Origin of the sequence: Bradyrhizobium rifense, assembly GCF_008123425.1 — a bacterium.
GTDB lineage: Bacteria > Pseudomonadota > Alphaproteobacteria > Rhizobiales > Xanthobacteraceae > Bradyrhizobium > Bradyrhizobium rifense.
Genome location: NZ_VSSS01000069.1, coordinates 34,485 through 53,641, shown reverse-complemented (window position 1 = coordinate 53,641; position 19,157 = coordinate 34,485). Strand labels below are relative to the sequence as shown.

Below are 19,157 nucleotides of genomic sequence, written 5' to 3'. Positions count from 1 at the left end.
TCTGCCAAAGTAGTGCTAGGACGCGGACTCATGAAGGCGCAGCCATCGTCGGATTGATGCGAGCTGAACGACGGCAAGGTCGTTGGCGGCGAGCCTGTCGTCGCGCGTCGCCACCCGACGACATTGTTTGATCCAGTTGAAGGACCGCTCGACCTGGTTGCGAGCGCGGGAGAGCTGGGGGCTGAAGCAAATCGGATCGCTGCGATTGTTCAACGGGATGTTGGCCCACGCGCCCGGCTTAGCGGGCAAGCCTTGTCCGACAAAACGCTGTCAAAAAAGATTGATGGGCGAGATCGCCTGCAGCCACGCCGAATGCTAGACGATCGGTCTAATTTATGGCACCTCGGAAAAGCGCGGCGAAATCAGCTTCGGTTGGGGCTCGGTCGCTACCGAGCGTTGACCGGTTGATGAGGGAATTTTCAACAACGTCCGCCGATACCTTCACGATTGGGTGGATACCAGCATGAGAGGTCACGCATGTTTCGCAATATCGCGCTTGGAATGACGATCACTCTCGCAATGGTTCTAACCGCGCCGGTGGCCATTGCGCAGCAAAAGCACCACATCAGCTATGATACGCCGGCAACTCAGACGGTATACACCCAACAACACGTCATCGATGTTGGCGACATTCCGGGACATCAAGCTCGGCTCTTCGAAATTCGGCGGACCTATGGTGACGATGCCCCTCTCATCAACGGATCGAGGTTGAAGGAGCAGTGGACACGCGGCATGTCGGACTACATCGACAACAACGGTCCGGCTCTCATCTACAACGTTTGGATACTGGAGAACGGAGAGAAGTTTTTTGTCAGGACATCTCTCGTTGCTCAAAGCAGTGGAGATGGGAAGCTTACGAACATGACATCCGGCGTCATTACCGGTGGCACGGGCAGCCTCGCCCGGATACGTGGCATCATCAGCAGTCATGGCCCGTCCGAGCCGAAGGCCGGCCTCAATGCCAATCAGACGGACATTGATTATTGGATGGAGTGAGAAGGCCTTCGCGATAGGCGATGGCCCGGTGAAAAAGGTGCCGGTCCATCGTGTTCGCTCTGATACGGCGTGTCGGGATCAAAAGTGCTCGAAACCTTCCGCGATCCCCTATGGAGAATTCTCATGCCGCTCCGTCGAAACGGGCGAATCGTGATGTTCTTGTTCTGCTTGTTCAGCCTGATTTCGACGGCGCGACCAGTGAGCGCAGAAGTTACCCGGATCGAGTTCACGTCGAAGCAGCCTTCCGGCACATTTCGCGCCGGCGACTATGTGATTTGGCAGGGCAAGATCCGCGGCGATCTATCGCCACAAGAGGCCATCCCTGGGATCGACAAGGCGCCGCGCAATGAACGCGGGCGCGTCGACTACGCGGCGAAGATCATTCTCATGATGCCGGCGGCTCCGCGCGGGGAAAACTACGCGTTGCTGGTGGACGTACCCAACCGCGGGCAAGTCTGGGCCGAGGCGATCTACAACTCGCCGCGCGACGTGCGGTTTCTCCCGGGCACGCTGGAGCAGGGGACCGGCTTTCTTCAGGACCATGGTTTCGCAGTTGCGGAGGTTTTCTGGGAGCTTGGACAGGGTGCGGACCTGCCTTCGTTCACTGACGCTGATGGCAAGACACGCTTCGTCGAGGGAGTGGGCTTTGCGATCGTCCGCGATGCCGCGGATTTCTTCGCGCATGCAGCTTATGACAAGAGCGGAACGCCCAACCCGCTCAAGGGAGCGATCAACCGCGTACTCGCGAGCGGCAGGTCCCAGGATGGACGATTCCTGAAGACCTTTCTCCTGAACGGCTTCAACATGATGGGCAACCGGCGCGTCTTCGACGGAATGCATGTGTTCGTCTCGGCCGCCGGCCTTCTTCCGATCCTGCAGACGGGCCTTGGACCAATGTCGAGCGCCGAGGGAGCTCCCACATTCGACAACCCCGATTTTCCCGGCGTGAATGACGGACCGCTCACGATCGGGGAGATCACGGCCAAGGTCGAGGCGCGCGGCGAGGTGCCTCCGAGGATGATACTCGTGAACTCCACCACGGACTACTATTCGCTGCGCGCTTCGCTTGGCCGCACGGGCGCGTCCGGAACCGCGGATCAGCCACTGCCCGCCAATGTGCGGATGTACGATATCGCAGGAGGCCCGCATGTACCCGCTCCCAAGTCACCGGCCTGCAAACTGACGCCGGGCCGCCTCGATTGGTCGCCGCTGTCGCGGGCCCTCCTGCTGCACCTTGATGCCTGGGTAAGCCGCGGCTCCAAGCCGCCCGCCAGCGAACTGATGCCGCTTGAAGCCGCGGGCGGCGAGCCACCTGCGCTGCGCGCCCCCACTCGGCTTTCCGCCGCAGTGATACAAGTGCCGAAGCGCGATCAGGACGGCAATGCGCTCGGCGGCGTGCGGCTGCCGGATGTTGCGGTGCCGACCGGCACCAATGGCGCCCAGAACCAGCCGCAGACATTCACCTGCATGCTGATCGGGTCCTTCTTGCCATTCGCAGCGACGAAAGCGGAACGAGAGCGTACCGGTGACGCCCGCCCATCGATCGAAGAGCGCTATCACGGCCGCGACGATTACGTGAACCGGATCCGGATCGCCGCCCAGGATCTGATGGCGCGTGGGTTTCTGCTGCCGGAAGACGCGGCAGTGATCGTTCAGGAAGCCGCGTCGACGAACCTGTTCGCACCCGCGCCAACGAATGCCGAACCACGTTGAGTGAGCCAAGCCGGAGCCCAGGCCTGCCACCGAACGAGTAGATGAAGTGCGGGAGTCTCCGCCATTTGCAGAGCACCGCATCGCGGGCAGTTTGCTTCTCCTAGACGGTCGGTCTATTACGAACTGCATGAGCAAAACGCTGCCTCGCCGCCGTCGCGGGCGACCTCCTAAGGAACTTGCCGGCACCAGCGCGACCCGTGACGCCCTGGTCCGTGCAGGCGTCGTTATGCTGACGGAGAAGGGCTATTCCGCGACGGGGATCGAGGAAGTCTTGCGGAGCGTCGACGTGCCAAAGGGTTCCTTCTACCACTACTTTCCGAGCAAAGAGGCATTTGGAGCCGAGCTGATCGACAGCTACGCTGGCTACTTTTCGCGGAAGCTCGACAGCTTCTTCCTGAACGAGCAGCATTCCCCGCTCGAAAGGCTCAGAGCTTTTACCGACGATGCAACGTCGGCCATGAAGCGCTTCCGTTATGCGCGAGGCTGCTTGGTGGGCAATCTCGGGCAGGAGATGGGCGTACTTCCAAAATTATTTCGCCAGCAGCTGTTCGATGTGTTCATCGACTGGCAGCAGCGCACTGCCAAGTGCTTGAGAGCTGCCCAGGCTACTGGTGCAATCTCTCCCAACCAGGATTGCGACTGGCTTGCCGAGTTCTTCTGGATCGGTTGGGAGGGCGCGGTTCTTCGCGCCAAACTCGAACGCCGTTCCGAACCGCTTCATTCCTTCTCGAAGGGCTTTTTCAGGCTCCTCGGTGAATGAGTCGTTTTTCGTGTTGATGGCCGAAGGCACAAACCGCCTAATTGCAGCGTTGTTGTATCGGCGTCTTCGCGCCGGTCTTGACGTATTTACCGTCCCTGATCGTGTACTCGCCGCGCTCGCTGCGATTGTAGATCGCGCGCAAGCTGCCTTGCTCTGAGAGCAACAGTCCGAACTCCCGCGTCTGCTGCAGCGAGGGGAAGTACACCATCACATTGAGCAGGCCTTCCGCGTTGACCGTGGCCGACACCACCTCGTTCTCGTCCTTGGCGTCGCCGAAATTGCGCCGGTAGATCACCCGGCCGTCCTTCCGGATTTCGTAAGTCAGCAGTGCGCCCTTGTCGCGGTCGGGACTGACAGCGCAGTCGACCGCCCATGAGCCGAGCAAGCCCCATTGCTCGACCGTCGCCGCAAGCGTCTCGGCACGCGCGAGCGACGCGAACGCAGTCCAAAGCACCGCCGCTGTCATCCAGCGGCCCAAACAACGCATCATGTCCCGAAAAGCCCCGCCTCGAACATTCCAAGTTCTAGCATTCGGGGCGCGGCCGTCCACGGCAGCCGGGTAATCGCGCGCGAATTTGATCCGCGTCAATGAGGCCATACCCGTCGGGGGTAAGATGGCGCTCCCGAAGGCGAAATTGGTGAGAGCGATGCTGAATCAAGTGATGGATTTCGCGGGCGAGGTGCTGCCGGGAAGCTGTGCGCTGCCGCCTTATTCTGAGACCGCGTTTCTGGCGGAGCTGGGCGAGCGCCTGAGGTCCTCGCGCGCGCGTTGCGAGCTGTCGCGTCGGGAGTTGGCCCGCCGCTCCGGGATCTCAGGGCGCTACATCGCCCAGATCGAGGCCGGCAAGGGCAACGTCTCGATCGTCCTGTTGCTGCGGCTGGCCTCCGCGATCCACGGCAGCAAGCCACGGGCGGCTTAGGCGCGCTTCTCCACATTGGCGCTGCGGGCCGGCACGCCGAACTCCTTGCGGCAGACTTCGGCCAGCACCGCGACGCCTTCGCGGATCTGCTGATGCGAGGGGCTGGCAAAGCACAGCCGCAGGCGCGAGCCTGAGTGGCCCTTGTTGGTCGACCATTCCGGTCCGGGATTGATCGAGACACCGGCGGCGAGCGCAGCCTGATAGAGCTTGAGCGTATCGACCTGATCGGGCAGCTTGACCCAGAGGAAGATGCCGCCCTTGGGCTCCTCGAATTCCGCCGCCGTCCCGAACTGCTCGTTCAGAGCTTCCATCAGCGTGTCGAGCTTGGTGCGCAGCGTTTTCGTCAGCGCCGGCACGTGGCTGGCGAAATGCGGCTTGCAATAGGTGGCGAGCACCATCTGCTCCAGCGCGCCGGAGCCAGCATCCGTCTTCAGCGCCAGCATCCGCGACATCACATCCCAGGGCGCCACGATGAAGCCGACGCGCAACGCCGGCGCGATCGACTTCGAGAACGAGCCGATATGGATCACGCCGCCGTGCTTGCTCAAGGCGTGAATCGCGGGCGGCCGTTGCCCTGACCAGATGAGGTCGGCATAGCAATCGTCCTCGAACACAGGCACGCCATATTCGGCCGACAACCGCAGCAACTCGACGCGGCGTGTCTCCGGCATGATGCTGCCGGTCGGATTCTGCACGGTCGGAATGGTGTAGATGTATTTCGGCCGGATGCCGCGGCCTTTCAGCTCGGCCAGCGTCGAGGCCAGCGCGTCCATGCGCATGCCGTCGTCGTCGAGCGGAATGCCAACCACGTTGACGCCGAGGCGTGCCAAGCGGGTCAACGCGCCCTGATAGCTCTCCTGCTCGACGATCACGGTGTCGCCGCGGGCCAGCAGCGTGTTGTTGACGAGGTCGAGCGCCTGCAGCGAGCCGGAGACGATCATGAGATCGTCGACCGCGCAGCTGATGCCGGCATCGCGCTTCAGTTTTGTCACTATGAATTCGCGCAGCGGCAAGTAACCCTGCGGCCCGTGCGCGAGCCCGTAGGTGGCGAGCGACCGGCCCTCGCGCCGCAGGGCCTGATTGGCAGCCTCGATCAGCTCGTCGAGCGGCAGCTGCTCGGAATCGTTGTTGCCGCCGACAAAGCTGTATTTGGCGAGGCCCGTCCAGCGCGCAGAAGGGGCCGGCAGCCCTGCGGGAAACAGGGGCGCGAAATCGAAGCTGGACGTCATGGGAGCGTTCCTCGTTGTTTTTATTGAGCGGCCGGTCTGGTGCCGACCGGGTGCTGTGATTTCGATGATGTGATCATGCCAGTGTTTTGCCCGACGGGTCAAACAAAATTCGTAAAATCCGCATCTTCATCGCGCGTGCCAACAAGGCATTGATTTTGCTGGGCGTGGCTACTGTGCATGGGGTTGTTTTCGTGTTTTCGATCTGCGGTCGCGACAGCGCTCGCTTGAAGCCGCGGCCAATAGATGCGGGACGCTTCGACCTGCTTTACTTCTTACCCGCCGTCCTGGTCGGACGTCCCTGGCTGATGAAAGCGTAATGCGCATTGGCGATGCCGCCAACCATCAAGGCCTCGACCACCGGTTCGGCGATCTCGCCGGTGGCGGCCCAGTCGACGATGAAATTGGCTCCGGTCCCGCCGCGCACGTCGTCGGTCGGAATGAAGATCGAGATGGTCGCGAGCGGCTTTATCGCGACCGGCGCCTTCAGATAGCTTTCGACCTGCTTGCCGGTCGTGTCGAAATAGGCGATGCGCCGGACCACCAATGCTTGCGTCTCGGAGGCGTTGTGGACGCTCAGGGTCACCGAGAAATCGACCCGCAGCTTGCCCTGGCTCATCGCGACGCTGGAATAGGCCGGTACGTAGAAGCCGCCGGAAGCCGCGAGTTCCTCCTTCGGCAGCGCTGTGAGCGAATCGGCGAAGGTCTGTTCAAGGTTCACTTTGGGCTGCGCGGCCGCCGGGCCCGCGAAGGCGAGGGGGCATAGCAGCATTGCAGCGGCGAAGCCCGCCCGCATGTGACGAATTGCTCGCTTGCCGCGCTGCACTCGGTCTCTAGGGTGCGACGAAACGGACCGATCTGGCATGCACGAGCTCATTCGCGACATCACTCTCTGTATCCTGTTTGCCTGGATGCTGGGCCTGCTCGCCCATTTTTCCCGGCAACCGCTGATCCTGGCCTACCTTATCGCCGGCTTCTGCATAGGTCCATTCGGTGCCGGCTGGGTCAAGTCGCAGGAATCGATCAGCGTCATCTCCGAGCTCGGCCTGATCTTCATGCTGTTCATGATCGGGCTCGAGATCGACCTGAAGAAGATCGTGCGGGCGGGCAAGGTGATCCTGTTCGCGGCCGGCGGCCAGCTGATCGGCGGCTGCCTGCTCGGCATCCTGTTCTTTGCAGGCATCGGGCTCTCGCTCGGCGGCGGGCATTTCGATGCGCTCTATCTCTGCATTGCCTGCGCGCTGTCCTCAACCGTCATCATCGTCAAGGTGCTCTACGAGAAGCGCGAGCTCGACACCTTGCCCGGCCGTATCACGCTCGGCGTGCTGGTGCTTCAGGACATCTTTGCCATCCTGTTCCTGGCGGTGCAGCCGAGTCTCGCGAACCTGCAGATCGGCGTCATCCTGCTGTCCATCGGTCGCGTCGCAGTGCTGGTCGCTGCCGCGCTGCTGGTCAGCCGCTATGTGCTGCCGAGGTTATTCCACCAGATCGCCCGCCGCCCCGAGCTGATCCTGCTCGGCGCTCTTGCCTGGTGCTTTCTCGTCGCCGAGACCGCCGAGCAGCTCTCGCTCTCGCGCGAGATGGGCGCGCTGATCGCCGGCGTCTCGCTCTCGACCTTTCCTTACGCGCTCGACGTCACGGCCAAGGTCACGACGCTCCGCGACTTCTTCATCACGCTGTTCTTCGTGGCGCTGGGCATGACCATTCCCGTGCCCGGCCTCTCGGTGATCGGGCTGGCCTTGATGATTGCCGCGTTCACGGTGGTGAGCCGCCTCGTCACTACCTTCACGCCGCTCTATCTGATGAAGCAGGGTCTGCGCGCGAGCCTGCTGCCCGCGATCAATCTGGCGCAGATCTCCGAGTTCTCTCTGGTGGTGATCCAGACCGGCGTCGCCGACAATCACATCGCGGCTGAAACGGCGAATGCGGCCTCCTTCGCCTTCGTGGTGCTGGCGGTGCTCTCGACCTTCGTCATGGCGCGCAGCGACAAGGTCACCCGCTGGGCCATCGGCCCGCTCAAGCGGATCGGCTTGCGCGATCTCGACCATGGCAGCGGCCACGCCGAGGAGGGGGGCGAAGGCGGCCATGGCGAAGCGCGCCGCATCGTCATCCTCGGCTTTTTCCGCAGCGCGAGCGCGCTGCTGGCCGAGATCGAACGGCAGACCCCGGTCCTGCTGGAGCAGATCACGGTGATCGACTTCAACCCCAATGTGTACCAGACCCTGCTTTCGCGCGGCCTGCACGTGATCTATGGCGACATCAGCAGCGCCGACACGCTGCTCCATGCCGGGATCGGCAAGTCCGAGATGATCATTCTCAGCGTGCCGGATGCGCTGCTGAAGGGGGCCAGCAATGAGAAGCTGGTCCGCCACGTCCGCACCCTCAATCCCAAGGCCCTGATCGTCGCCACCGCCGATCTCCTGTCCGACGTCGGCGAGCTCTACGCGGCAGGCGCCAGCTATGTCACCGTGACCCGGCTCAGCGACGCTCATGAATTGTTTACGGTGATCGAGGCCGCCCAGGCCGGCCTGTTGGCCGACAAGCGCGCCGAGCTCGATGCTCGGCTTGGCGAGCGGCGCGAAGTGCTGCCCTGAGGGCGGTGCGGCCGTCTTCCGTCCGGGCCGGGCGCGCCTATATCCGTGGTATCTTCGGTGCAAGCGTGAAAGCCTGGCTGGGAGCGGCCTCCGGGCATATGCGGTTGCATCCAGGACACTAGCGCTTGGGCCCAAGTCCAGCTAAGGCGTCCGCTAAGCCTCCGGCCCATAACCAATAGAGATTGGGACATGCCCGATACCGTTCAGGAAGTTTTGCAGGCCTTTGCCCGGGGCGAGCTTGTCGTCGTGACCGACGACGAGGATCGCGAGGGCGAGGGCGATCTGATCGTCGCCGCCTCATTCTGCACAGCGGAAAAGATGGCCTTCATCATCCGCCACACCTCCGGCATCGTCTGCGCGCCGATCACCACCGAGGACGCGCGGCGGCTGCGGCTCGATCCGATGGTCGCCCACAACGATTCCGCCCACACCACAGCCTTCACGGTCTCGATCGACTACAAGCCCGACGGCGGCACCGGCATCTCGGCCGAGGAGCGCGCCTCCTGCTGCCGTGCGCTGTCCAATCCCAACGCTGGCGCCAACGACTTCGCCCGTCCGGGCCACATCTTCCCGCTGATCGCCAAGGACGGCGGCGTGCTGCTGCGCTCCGGCCACACCGAGGCCGCGGTCGATCTCTGCAAGCTCTCAGGGCTGCCGCCGGTCGGCGTCATCAGCGAATTGATGAACGACGACGGCAGCGTGATGAAGGGCGAGCAGGTTTCCCAGTTCGCCGCCAAGCACAAGTTGAAGCACGTCACCATCGCCGACATGATCGCCTATCGCCAGGCACGCGAAAAGCTGATCGAGCGGGTCTCGACCTTCACCACCGAAAGCCCGATCGGGCCGCTCCAGGGCTATGCCTACCGCTCGCCGTTCGATTCCATCGCCCACGTCGCTTTCGTCTACAACGGCGTCGGCGACGGCAAGAACGTGCTGACGCGCTTTCACAAGCCGAACATCGTCAAGGACACCTTTACCGGCCACAAGCGCATGGCGGCCGTGCTCGAGCAGTTCAAGAAGTCCGGCCGCGGCGTGCTGGTTTATCTGCGCGATGGCGCGGCCGGCGTCCCTGTGGCCCCGCTGGCTGATGAGAGCGCGACGGAAGCCGACCGCAACCGCCAGTGGCGCGAAGTCGGCGTCGGCGCCCAGATCCTGCGCGATCTCGGCGTCACCTCGATCCGCCATCTCACCTCGTCGGTGCATGACTACAAGGGCCTCTCGGGCTTCGGCATCGAGATCGTCGCCAACGAGCAGCTTGAAAGCTAGCGCTGTCATTCCGGGGCCTGCGACGCGCATCCCCGGGATTCACGCAGACCGATACATCTGCAATGCAATTGCACTTGTTGCCGCGGCGTTTTAGTTTGTCGGCAATTTTTAGACGGAACCAGACCGAAAGGACGTTTCATGAGCGTGCGCCCTCAGACCAAGGACAAGCCGGCTGCGGCTTCCTTCCAGTGGGACGATCCGTTCCTGCTCGATGAGCAGCTGACCGAGGACGAGCGCATGGTGCGCGACACCGCCCGCGCCTACGCCCAGGACAAGCTGCTGCCGCGTATCACCAAGGCCTATCTCGAAGAGACGACGGATCGCGAGATCTTCAACGAGATGGGCGAGCTCGGCCTGATCGGCATCACGCTGCCGGAGGAATATGGCTGCGCCAACGCGAGCTACGTGGCTTATGGCCTCGTCGCGCGCGAGATCGAGCGGGTCGATTCCGGCTATCGTTCGATGAATTCGGTGCAGTCCTCCCTGGTGATGTACCCGATCTACGCCTATGGCGACGAGAACCAGCGCAAGAAGTACCTGCCGAAGCTCGCCAGCGGCGAGTGGGTCGGCTGCTTCGGCCTGACCGAGCCCGATGCCGGCTCCGACCCGTCCGGCATGAAGACCCGCGCCGAGAAGGTCTCCGACGGCTATCGCCTGACCGGCAGCAAGATGTGGATCTCGAACGCGCCGATTGCCGACGTGTTCGTGATCTGGGCCAAATCGGCCGAGCACGGCAACCAGATCCGCGGCTTCGTGCTGGAGAAGGGCATGAAGGGCCTCTCCGCGCCGAAGATCGGAAGCAAGCTCAGCTTGCGCGCTTCCATCACCGGCGAGGTCGTGATGGACGGCGTCGTGGTCCCGGAAAGCGCGCTGCTGCCCAACGTTTCCGGCCTCAAGGGTCCGTTCGGCTGCCTCAACCGCGCCCGCTACGGCATCTCCTGGGGCGCGCTCGGCGCCGCCGAGGACTGCATGCATCGCGCCCGCCAGTACACGCTCGACCGCAAGCAGTTCGGCAAGCCGCTCGCCGCGACCCAGCTGGTGCAGAAGAAGCTCGCCGACATGGAAACCGAGATCGCACTCGGCCTCCAGGGCTCGCTTCGCGTCGGTCGCCTGATGGACGAGGGCAAGTTCGCGCCCGAGATGATCTCGATCATGAAGCGCAACAATTGCGGCAAGGCCCTCGACATCGCCCGCGTCGCCCGCGACATGCACGGCGGCAACGGCATCTCGGCTGAGTACCACGTGATGCGCCACGTCCATAACCTCGAGACGGTCAACACCTACGAGGGCACCCACGACGTCCACGCCCTGATCCTGGGCCGCGCGATCACGGGCATTCAGGCGTTTTTCTGAGCAAAGCCGCCCGAGCGCGGGATGCGACTGAACTCTCCAAGTGCGTCATGGCCGGGCAAAAGCGCGAAGCGCGTCTTCGCGCTAGATGTCCCGGCCATCCGCGTCTTAGACCACGCGAAGAACGTGGATGCCCGGCACAAGGCCGGGCATGACGAAGTCAGCAAGGTATGTGCAAGCCATGTCCGACAACGACGATGTCCCGTTCAACCGCAACTTTCCGCTTAAAGCCGGTGTCGTCGAGGAAGTCCGCCCTGGCGTGCGGCGGGTGCTCTGTAACAATCCGAGCCCGTTCACCTTCACCGGTACCGTCAGCTACATCGTAGGCACTGGCAACGTCGCGATCATCGATCCCGGTCCCGACGATGAGGCTCATGCGGCCGCGCTGCTCGACGCCGTGCGCGGCGAGACGGTGAGCCATATCTTCGTCACCCACACCCACCGCGACCACTCGCCCAACACACCGCGCATCAAGCAGGCGACCGGCGCGCCGGTTTATGCCGAGGGCCCGCACCGCGCCTCGCGCCCGCGCTTCGAGAGCGAAAGGCACAATCCGGAATCCGGCTCTGATCGCGACTTCGTCCCCGATATCAGGATCGCTCATGGTGACGTCGTCGAAGGCTCCGGCTGGCGGCTCGAGGCCGTGGCGACGCCCGGTCACACCGCCAACCATCTCGCCTTTGCCTGGCCCGAGCGCAAGTTCAACTTCGTCGGCGATCACGTCATGGGCTGGTCGACCTCGATCGTGGCGCCGCCCGATGGCTCGATGATCGACTACATGGAATCGCTCGACCGGCTCGCTGCGCGCGAGGAGGATCTGTATTTCTCCGGCCATGGCCCCGAAATCCCAGACGGCCCGCGCTTCGTGCGTTTCCTGATCCGCCACCGCAAGGCGCGCGAGGCCTCGATCCTGCACCGCCTTGCCAAGGGTGAGACCGACATCCCGACCATGGTGCGCGCAATCTATATCGGCATCGATCCCAGGCTGACCACGGCCGCCGGCTATTCCGTGCTGGCGCATCTGGAGGATCTCGTCGCGCGCGGCGTTGTCGCGACAGACGGCGATCCCGTGATCGGCGGAACGTACCGGATGGCGAACGCCTAGCTCGCGGTTACTTCTTCACTGTCTTCGCCGGCGCCTTCGGCGGCGCGACCGGGGTCTTCTTCACCGGCTTCAGCGCGTCGGCGTCGGCTGCGGTGTTGAGGTCATCGATGAATTTCGTCACGCGCGCGGCGTTGCTTCCGAGATCGCTCTCGAAATAGCGCGAGGCGGAGCGGATATCGACCCGGGAATCGTCGCCGTCAGGCACGACCCTGATCGAGATGTCCTCGCGAAAGCCCATGATCGGCGTGCGCGCCACCGCCTCGATGCGGCCCATGCGGCGCGGTGGCTGCGGCTCGCGTTCGTCGATGACGGTCCATTTGCGCTTGATGACGAGCTGGCGCGCGATCGCATAAGCGCGGTCAACGGGGATCTCGAGCTCGATCGGCTCGATGTCGGGATAGAAGTGGCGCTGCTGCTCGGCCGAATAGAGACCGGCATAAACGGCGGTGTTGGTGCCGTCGCCGGTGCGCAGGCGCGACAGCGCGTCGAAGCGCGGCGGATCGATCGGGTCGGTGGTGATGTCGTGGATCGGCGGCAGCTTGCGGTACAGCAGGGCCTGATAAGCGGGATAGGCGAGGATCGCCCCGTCGATCAGGAAGGCGAGCAGGATGCGCGCCATGCCGCGCGACCCGTTCTGCCAGATCGCGGCAAAGCCGGCGAGGCCGAACAGAATGGAAAGCGCGGCGATCGCGAGCCCGCCGAAGAAGGTCGCCAGCGCCGGCTTCATCTCCAGGAAGTCGAAACGGACGATGATGATCGATACCACCACCGCCACCACCGCGAACACGGCCAGATTGCGCGCCCAGCTCGCGAGGCTGGACACGGGCTCCGACTGGTAGGGAGCGGAAAACCTGCGGGCCATGCTGTTCCATCACCGATGTAAGTCGCCGGGAGAGGGCACGGGCGACCGGAGCAAGCTGACCTAGCGCATTTTCCGCAGGGCTGTGAAGCGGTTTATCCCCGGTCCTGAACCGGTGAAAGTCCGGGCAGTGGCGATCGAACCAACGGCCCGCGACGCGCCACATAGGTGTGTATGGCGGTTCGAGGGAGAGGCCATGGGGAAGCAAGGGCATATGGGGAAGCAGGGCAACGCGGAGGATAGCGGCGCGGCACAGCCGCAGCGCCTGTTTCTGCTGCGGCTGACGATCCTTGTCGCATTTTGCACCGGATTAGCGATGTCCCCGGGACTATGGATGGGGCCCCGGTCTTATCCACAGGTGCCGGTCTGGTCGCTGCTGCCACCGATCGAGGGCGCCGTGGCGGCAGCACTCTATGGCGCGCTTTTCGTGCTGGCGGCGCTTGCCGTGATCGTTCCTCGCTCGCGCTGGCCGATCGCAGGATTTCTCGCCATTATTGTCGCGTTCTGCCTTGCCGACCAGACGCGGTGGCAGCCCTGGATGTTTCAATACAGCTTCCTGCTCGCGGCCGCAGGGCTCGCGGGCGGAGGCGGCGCGGCGCCGGTCGACGATCTCCAGACGCTGAACCTGGCCCGCCTGGTTATCGTCTTCACCTACGTCTTCTCCGGACTCCAGAAGATCAACCTCAACTTCATGGAGAACGAGTTTTCCTGGATCATCACGCCGATCACCAGCCTGCTTCCGTCGATGACCACGCCTCTCGATGCCTTCGGCTTCTTGGTCCCCTTCGTTCAGGTTGCGTTCGGCGTCGGTCTATTGACCCGCCGTTTCCGTCGCGCCTCGCTCGCGGCCGCGGTTGGCATGCATGTCTTCATTCTGGCGATGTTCGGTCCCCTGGGCTTGAACTGGAACGACATCGTCTGGCCATGGACTGCGGCGATGGCGATGTTCGACGTGCTGCTGTTTTCAAGCCCCGATGACTTCACCTGGCGCGACATCGTCTGGAACGTGCGCGACCTTCGTCATGGCGCGGCAGTGGCGCTGTTCGTGGTGCTGCCGGCGTTGAGCTTCTTCAATCTCTGGGATTCCTACCTGTCCTCGGCGCTCTATTCCGGCAATCTCACCGAGGCGCAGATCTATCTCAGCGATCTCGGCGCGGCGTCGACGCCGGGCAACGTTCGCCCGTATCTGGTCCACACCTCGGAGAATACCAACGTGCTCAATCTCCAGCGCTGGGCGATCGCGGATCTCAACGTGACGCCTTATGCCGAAACGCGCGTCTTCAAGACCATTGCCGGCGATCTGTGCCACGCCCTGCGCGATCGCAGCCAGCTCGTGCTCGTGGTGAAGGAGCAGCGTCTGTTCTTCAGCCGCCCGGAGGTTGGCCTTCGCTGTTCGCAATTGTGAGCGGCCCGAAAACAATGCGGCCCCTCGAGGGGCCGCATTGCCGATGCCGTTGCAGCGCAGCGCTTACGCTGCCGCGTTCGGGAAGCGATATTCCTTGAACTGGTCGCGCAGCGCGGTCTTCAGGATCTTGCCTGTCGCGGTATGCGGGATGCCGTCGACGAAGGCGACGTCGTCGGGCATCCACCATTTGGCGATCTTGCCGTCCATGTATTTGAGGATGTCGTCGCGCGTGGCCTGCTGGCCCTGCTTGAGCTGCACGATCAGTAGCGGCCGCTCGTCCCATTTGGGATGGAAGACGCCGATCACGGCGGCTTCCGCCACCGCCGGATGGCCGACCGCGAGGTTTTCGAGGTCGATCGAGGAAATCCACTCACCGCCGGACTTGATCACGTCCTTGGAGCGGTCGGTGATCCGCATATAGCCAGCCTCGTCGATGGTCGCGACGTCGCCGGTGTCGAAGAAGCCCTCCTCATCGAGGATGTTGGCGTCGAGGCGGAAATAGGCCTTGGCGACCGCGGGCCCGGAGACCTTCAGGCGGCCAAAGGTCTTGCCGTCCCACGGCAGCTCCTTGCCGGCATCGTCGGTGATCTTCATCTCGACCGCGAACGGCGCATAGCCCTGCATTTGCAGCACGTCGAGCCGTGCCTCGCCGGTCGCATTCTGGAACGGCGGCTTCAGCGCCGCGACGCTGCCGATCGGGCTCATCTCGGTCATGCCCCAGGCGTGGCGGACGTTCGCGCCCATGTCGAGGAAGGCCTTGATCATCGAGCGCGGCATCGCCGAGCCGCCGCAGATCACCATCTTCAGGTCCGGCAGCTTCAGATTATTGGCGGTCATGTGCTGGAGCAGCATCAGCCACACCGTCGGCACGCCGGCGGTGTGCGTCACTTTCTCGGTGGAGAGCAGCTCGTAGACCGAGGCGCCGTCGAGCTTGGGCCCGGGCATCACCAGCTTGGTGCCCTGCGAGGGCGCGGAGAAGGCGATGCCCCAACTGTTGGCATGGAACAGCGGAACCACCGGCAGCATCGTCTCCGAGGCGCTGGTGCCGAGCGCGTCGACATTGTTGGCCATCAACGCGTGCAGCACGTTGGAGCGATGCGAATACAGCACGCCCTTCGGGTCGCCGGTCGTGCCGGACGTGTAGCACATCGCCGCCGCCGTGTTCTCGTCAAAGTCCTTCCATTTGAATTTGCCGTCGGCCTCGGCGATCCAGTCCTCGTAGGCCACGACGTTCTTCAACGTGGTCTCGGGCATATGCGCCTTGTCGGTGAGGATGATGTACCGTTCGACGCTCGGCAGCTTGTCGGCGAGCTTTTCCAGTACGGGGACGAAGGTGAGATCGACCATCACGATGCGGTCTTGCGCATGGTTGATGATCCAGCCGATCTGCTCGGGGAAAAGCCGGGGATTGACGGTGTGGCAGATGGCGCCGATGCCCATGATGCCGTACCAGACCTCGAGATGGCGCCAGGTGTTCCAGGCGATCGTGGCGACGCGGTCGCCGAGCTTGATGCCGTCGCGCTCCAGCATCTGCGAGACCTTGAGCGCGCGCTGGTGGATTTCGGCGTAGGTGGTGCGATGGATCGGTCCCTCGACCGATCGCGTCACGACCTCCTGCTTGCCATGAATCTTGGCGGCGTGTTCGATGATCCGGTGGCAGAGCAGGGGCCAATCTTGCATCAAGCCGAGCATTCAGACGTTCCTCCGAGAAGTCGCTGGGCGCGTTATCGCTCTCAGCGCAGGGCCAAAGAATTGTCATGAGTTTTAGCCTGCCGGACTTTCGCCGCAAATGGTCTTGTCGCGGCAATATGTCCACCCGCGCGGCAATGGTTACCGCTGCGCTGGGGCTAACGCTTGTGCTCGCGGATCGGGCGGAGGCGCGAAACTATGCTGCGCCGCTCGATATCTTTGGTCTTGGTACCCCACGGCCGCACAGAAGCCCTCGTTCCGCCAAGATACCGCTACCAAAGCCTCGCCCCGAGGAGGCCCCCAAAGCAACGGACAAGGCCGCGACGGAGACCGACGGCAAGCCTTCGCTAGACAAGCCTTCCCCGGACAAACCCAGCAAACCGGCCGAGGCCGCGCCGCCGCCCGAGAAGCAACTCTCGGCCTGTCGTATCGCGCTGACCGAGGAGATCGCAGTCGCGCCGTCCATTCCCGATATCCATGGCCCCGGCGCCTGCGGCGGCGAGGATCTGGTGCGGCTGGAAGCGATCGTGCTGCCGGACAAGCGCAAGGTCGCAGTCAAGCCGGCGGCAATCCTCCGCTGCACCATGGCATCGGCGATCGCCGATTGGGTCCGCACCGACATGGTGCCGCTGGCCGCGAGCCTCGGCTCGACCATCACCGACCTCGACAATTTCGACAGTTTCGAGTGCCGCGGCCGCAATCGCATCGTCGGCGCGATGCTGTCCGAGCACGGCAAGGCCAACGCGCTCGACGTGCGCTCGCTCAAGCTCGCCAACGGCCAGTCGATCGGCCTGACGGAGCGCACCATGTCGCGCGACGTGCGCGAGCGCGTGCTGCATTCGGTCTGCTCGCGCTTTTCCACGGTGCTCGGCCCGGGCTCGGACTGGTATCACGAAGACCACATCCACCTTGATCTGGCGCAGCGGCGCAACGACTACCGGATCTGCCAGTGGAACATCTGGGACCCCTTGCCCCAGGTCGCGCCTCTGCTGCCGGCCGAGCGCCCCGAGGAGGCGCCGCCCCGCGAGGTCGCGGCCAAGTCGGAGGGCACCAAGGATGGGGCTGACGATCAGGAGAGCGCGAAACCTGCCGCGCCGGCGGACAAGCCGGCAGCCGACTCCGGCAAGAGCAAGCCGCCAACAAAAAAGCGCCGGTAAAACCGGCGCTTTTCAAAAACCTTCAGATCACGCGGAGATCAATTAGTTGCTGGTCTGATAACCACCGCCCTGGAGGGCCAGCCGCGAATTGTACGGCGAGTCGCCGTGCTTGGGCTCGAGCACAACCACGATGGTGCCGAGCTTGACGCGGCCGTAAAGATCGATCGCATCCTCGTTGGTCAGGCGGATGCAGCCCGAGGAGATCGAGGCGCCGATATATTCAGGCTGGTTGGTACCGTGGATGCGGAACAGCGTGTCCTTGCCGCCGGAATAGAGGTACAGCGCGCGCGAGCCCATCGGATTGTCGGGGCCGGGAGCGACAAAGGTCGGCACGCCCAGGCGCGAGATCTCGCCGGGCGTCGGATGCCACGCCGGCCATTCCGTCATGCTGCCGACCTTGGCGATGCCCGACCAGGCCATGGCCTCTTCGCCGACGGTGATGCCGTAGCGGATCGCCTTGCCGCCATCCATCACGTAATAGAGGTAGTGGTTGTCGGAATCGACCACGATCGAGCCCGGCGATTCCTTGCGGTGGTAGTCGACGATGGCGCGGCGGAAGGGCTCTGCGACCGGGGTGTTTTCATACCGGATCTTGGCGAGCAGTTCCTTGTCCTTGGGCTTGAAGCTCTGGGTGTTGGTGGCCTCATAATGCGTGCCCTGCATGCAGCCCGACAACATGAAGCCGGCGGCCAAAATACCAAGCGTAACTTTCAGCGACGACATGATTTGGTTCCAATCGAAAACAACAAGCTTTCGCGGGGCTTGAGCCAAGCTCAATTCCACGACTCCTTGGACCCTATTATCGTTGAAATCTGCCACAATTCCAGCTTTTAGGGGCTTGTCCCGCGCTGCGAGACCCAACCTGTGGCTTTTTTGCCGCAATTTTTGCGACCTTAAGCTGGATTTTGGGCGTGGAATTCCGGATTGTCGATTCTGTGCCACAGTTGGGCCATGCCGTCGCCATAAATGCAAACGCCCCGTTAATGTGCTTGTCATCATGAACTTGTCAGAATCGCGCTAAGGGCTGTCATTCTGTCGCAGGCCCTCCCTGGAGTTGTTCATGTTTTCTGTGTTCGTTCCCACCGACTCCTCCCTGAAGAAGGCCGTTGTCGACGATCTCGCCGCTGTGCCGGAACACGCCGTGTGGATCGATCTGTTCAATCCGACCGCAGCCGAGGACAAGGCGGTGGAGAAGCTCTCGGGGATCGCGATCCCGACGCGGGAGGACATGCAGGAGATCGAGATCTCGAGCCGGCTCTATATCGAGAGCAGCGCGCGCTACATGACCGCGACGCTGATGTGCCACTCCGACACCGACATGCCCCGGACCACGGCGGTGACCTTCATCCTTGGCGACCATCGCCTGGTCACGGTCCGCTACGACCAGCCCAAGCCGTTCGCCCTGGTCGAGGCCAAGCTGGCGCGGTCCTGCACCCCGGGGATCACCGGCGAGATGGTGCTGATGGAACTGCTGGACGCCGTGATCGACCGTTGCGCCGACATTCTGGAACGCTGCGGCGCCGAGATCGACCAGGTCTCGCATGACATCTTCGAGCCGGAGAGCGAGCGTCACGGCCACGCCAAGCAATATTCTCAGATCCTGATCTCGATCGGCCGCAAGGGCGATTTGACCTCCAAGGTTCGCGAGAGCCTGGTGTCGATCGGCCGTGTCGTCGCCTTCCTTTCGGCGGTGGTGGAGGGCGTGAAATGGTCAAAGGACATGCGCGAGCAGCTCAAGACCATGCAGCGCGACGTCGTCTCGCTGACCGACCACGCCTCCTATCTCTCCAGCAAGATCACCTTCGTGCTCGACGCCATGCTCGGCGTCGTCAATCTCGAGCAGAACAACATCATCAAGCTGTTTTCGGTCATGGCTGTTGTCCTGATGCCGCCGACACTGATCGCCTCGATCTACGGCATGAACTTCAAGTCGATGCCGGAACTCGAATGGACGCACGGTTATCCCTTTGCGCTCGTGTTGATGGTGTGCGCTGCGATCGTTCCGTACTGGATCTTCAAGTGGAAGAAGTGGCTTTAATAGCTACCGAGACCTTACGCCGGTCGCAGAGACAGGGCTGATGGTGTCGCAGAATAGAGCGCCATTGCGGCGACGCGGT

At 63.2% G+C, this 19,157-nt stretch carries 17 protein-coding genes and 1 pseudogene; 11 read left to right on the top strand and 7 right to left on the bottom strand.

What is annotated here, in order from left to right:
- Positions 1-15: 15 nt before the first annotated feature.
- Positions 16-249, bottom strand: a pseudogene (locus FXB40_RS39905) (IS5/IS1182 family transposase); the annotation flags it as partial.
- Positions 250-477: 228 nt separating this feature from the next.
- Between FXB40_RS39905 and FXB40_RS39900 the strand changes: the two are divergent.
- The 3 genes from FXB40_RS39900 to acuR all read left to right on the top strand — a co-directional run bounded on the left by FXB40_RS39900 (position 478) and on the right by acuR (position 3,469).
- Positions 478-996, top strand: a complete 519-nt coding sequence (locus FXB40_RS39900) for a hypothetical protein (protein ID WP_148777750.1) — start codon at positions 478-480, stop codon at positions 994-996.
- Positions 997-1,080: 84 nt separating this feature from the next.
- On the top strand, positions 1,081-2,709 hold the full coding sequence (locus tag FXB40_RS39895; RefSeq protein WP_148777749.1) for an alpha/beta hydrolase domain-containing protein: 1,629 nt from the start codon (positions 1,081-1,083) through the stop codon (positions 2,707-2,709).
- A 127-nt stretch (positions 2,710-2,836) separates the two neighbouring features.
- Positions 2,837-3,469 (top strand): acrylate utilization transcriptional regulator AcuR, encoded by a 633-nt coding sequence (gene acuR / locus FXB40_RS39890; protein WP_148777748.1) that lies wholly within the window; start codon positions 2,837-2,839, stop codon positions 3,467-3,469.
- A gap of 37 nt (positions 3,470-3,506) precedes the next feature.
- Here acuR and FXB40_RS39885 read toward each other — a convergent pair whose 3' ends face one another.
- The gene (locus FXB40_RS39885; RefSeq protein WP_148777747.1) at positions 3,507-3,959 is read right to left on the bottom strand and encodes a hypothetical protein; all 453 of its coding nucleotides are present in this window, start codon (positions 3,957-3,959) and stop codon (positions 3,507-3,509) included.
- A 157-nt stretch (positions 3,960-4,116) separates the two neighbouring features.
- On the opposite strand from FXB40_RS39885, the gene FXB40_RS39880 reads away from it, so the two are divergent.
- Positions 4,117-4,389 carry a helix-turn-helix domain-containing protein gene (locus FXB40_RS39880; protein ID WP_148777746.1) on the top strand — a complete coding sequence of 91 codons (273 nt, stop codon included), beginning with the start codon at positions 4,117-4,119 and terminating at the stop codon, positions 4,387-4,389.
- On the opposite strand, the gene FXB40_RS39875 is transcribed toward FXB40_RS39880, so the two are convergent.
- Positions 4,386-5,618, bottom strand: coding sequence for an aminotransferase-like domain-containing protein (locus tag FXB40_RS39875; RefSeq protein ID WP_148777745.1), 1,233 nt, complete (start codon positions 5,616-5,618; stop codon positions 4,386-4,388). The genes FXB40_RS39880 and FXB40_RS39875 overlap by 4 nt on opposite strands.
- A 265-nt stretch (positions 5,619-5,883) precedes the next feature.
- Complete coding sequence (locus FXB40_RS39870; RefSeq protein WP_187437474.1) at positions 5,884-6,411, bottom strand: DUF3124 domain-containing protein; 528 nt, start codon at positions 6,409-6,411, stop codon at positions 5,884-5,886.
- Between the two features lie 67 nt (positions 6,412-6,478).
- On the opposite strand from FXB40_RS39870, the gene FXB40_RS39865 reads away from it, so the two are divergent.
- The 4 genes from FXB40_RS39865 (at position 6,479) to FXB40_RS39850 (ending at position 11,930) form a co-directional block, all read left to right on the top strand.
- Positions 6,479-8,209 carry a cation:proton antiporter gene (locus FXB40_RS39865; RefSeq protein ID WP_148777743.1) on the top strand — a complete coding sequence of 577 codons (1,731 nt, stop codon included), beginning with the start codon at positions 6,479-6,481 and terminating at the stop codon, positions 8,207-8,209.
- A 189-nt stretch (positions 8,210-8,398) separates the two neighbouring features.
- Entirely contained in the window at positions 8,399-9,475 is a 1,077-nt protein-coding gene (ribB, locus tag FXB40_RS39860; RefSeq protein WP_148777742.1) for a 3,4-dihydroxy-2-butanone-4-phosphate synthase, read from the top strand.
- Between the two features lie 138 nt (positions 9,476-9,613).
- Positions 9,614-10,828, top strand: a complete 1,215-nt coding sequence (locus FXB40_RS39855) for an acyl-CoA dehydrogenase (RefSeq protein WP_148777741.1) — start codon at positions 9,614-9,616, stop codon at positions 10,826-10,828.
- Between the two features lie 178 nt (positions 10,829-11,006).
- Entirely contained in the window at positions 11,007-11,930 is a 924-nt protein-coding gene (locus FXB40_RS39850; protein ID WP_148777740.1) for an MBL fold metallo-hydrolase, read from the top strand.
- Positions 11,931-11,937: 7 nt separating this feature from the next.
- Here FXB40_RS39850 and FXB40_RS39845 read toward each other — a convergent pair whose 3' ends face one another.
- On the bottom strand, positions 11,938-12,792 hold the full coding sequence (locus tag FXB40_RS39845; protein WP_148777739.1) for a DUF1499 domain-containing protein: 855 nt from the start codon (positions 12,790-12,792) through the stop codon (positions 11,938-11,940).
- A 193-nt stretch (positions 12,793-12,985) separates the two neighbouring features.
- On the opposite strand from FXB40_RS39845, the gene FXB40_RS39840 reads away from it, so the two are divergent.
- Positions 12,986-14,194 (top strand): HTTM domain-containing protein, encoded by a 1,209-nt coding sequence (locus tag FXB40_RS39840; RefSeq protein ID WP_148777738.1) that lies wholly within the window; start codon positions 12,986-12,988, stop codon positions 14,192-14,194.
- A gap of 63 nt (positions 14,195-14,257) precedes the next feature.
- Here the strand turns inward: FXB40_RS39840 and FXB40_RS39835 are convergent, their stop codons facing one another.
- Positions 14,258-15,886, bottom strand: coding sequence for a fatty-acid--CoA ligase (locus FXB40_RS39835; protein WP_148777737.1), 1,629 nt, complete (start codon positions 15,884-15,886; stop codon positions 14,258-14,260).
- 65 nt (positions 15,887-15,951) lie between these two features.
- Between FXB40_RS39835 and FXB40_RS39830 the strand changes: the two genes are divergently transcribed.
- Positions 15,952-17,040, top strand: a complete 1,089-nt coding sequence (locus FXB40_RS39830) for an extensin family protein (protein WP_148777736.1) — start codon at positions 15,952-15,954, stop codon at positions 17,038-17,040.
- A 42-nt stretch (positions 17,041-17,082) separates the two neighbouring features.
- Here the strand turns inward: FXB40_RS39830 and FXB40_RS39825 are convergent, their stop codons facing one another.
- Entirely contained in the window at positions 17,083-17,763 is a 681-nt protein-coding gene (locus tag FXB40_RS39825; protein ID WP_148777735.1) for a L,D-transpeptidase, read from the bottom strand.
- Between the two features lie 337 nt (positions 17,764-18,100).
- On the opposite strand from FXB40_RS39825, the gene FXB40_RS39820 reads away from it, so the two are divergent.
- On the top strand, positions 18,101-19,078 hold the full coding sequence (locus FXB40_RS39820) for a magnesium transporter CorA family protein (protein WP_148777734.1): 978 nt from the start codon (positions 18,101-18,103) through the stop codon (positions 19,076-19,078).
- Positions 19,079-19,157: the final 79 nt, after the last annotated feature.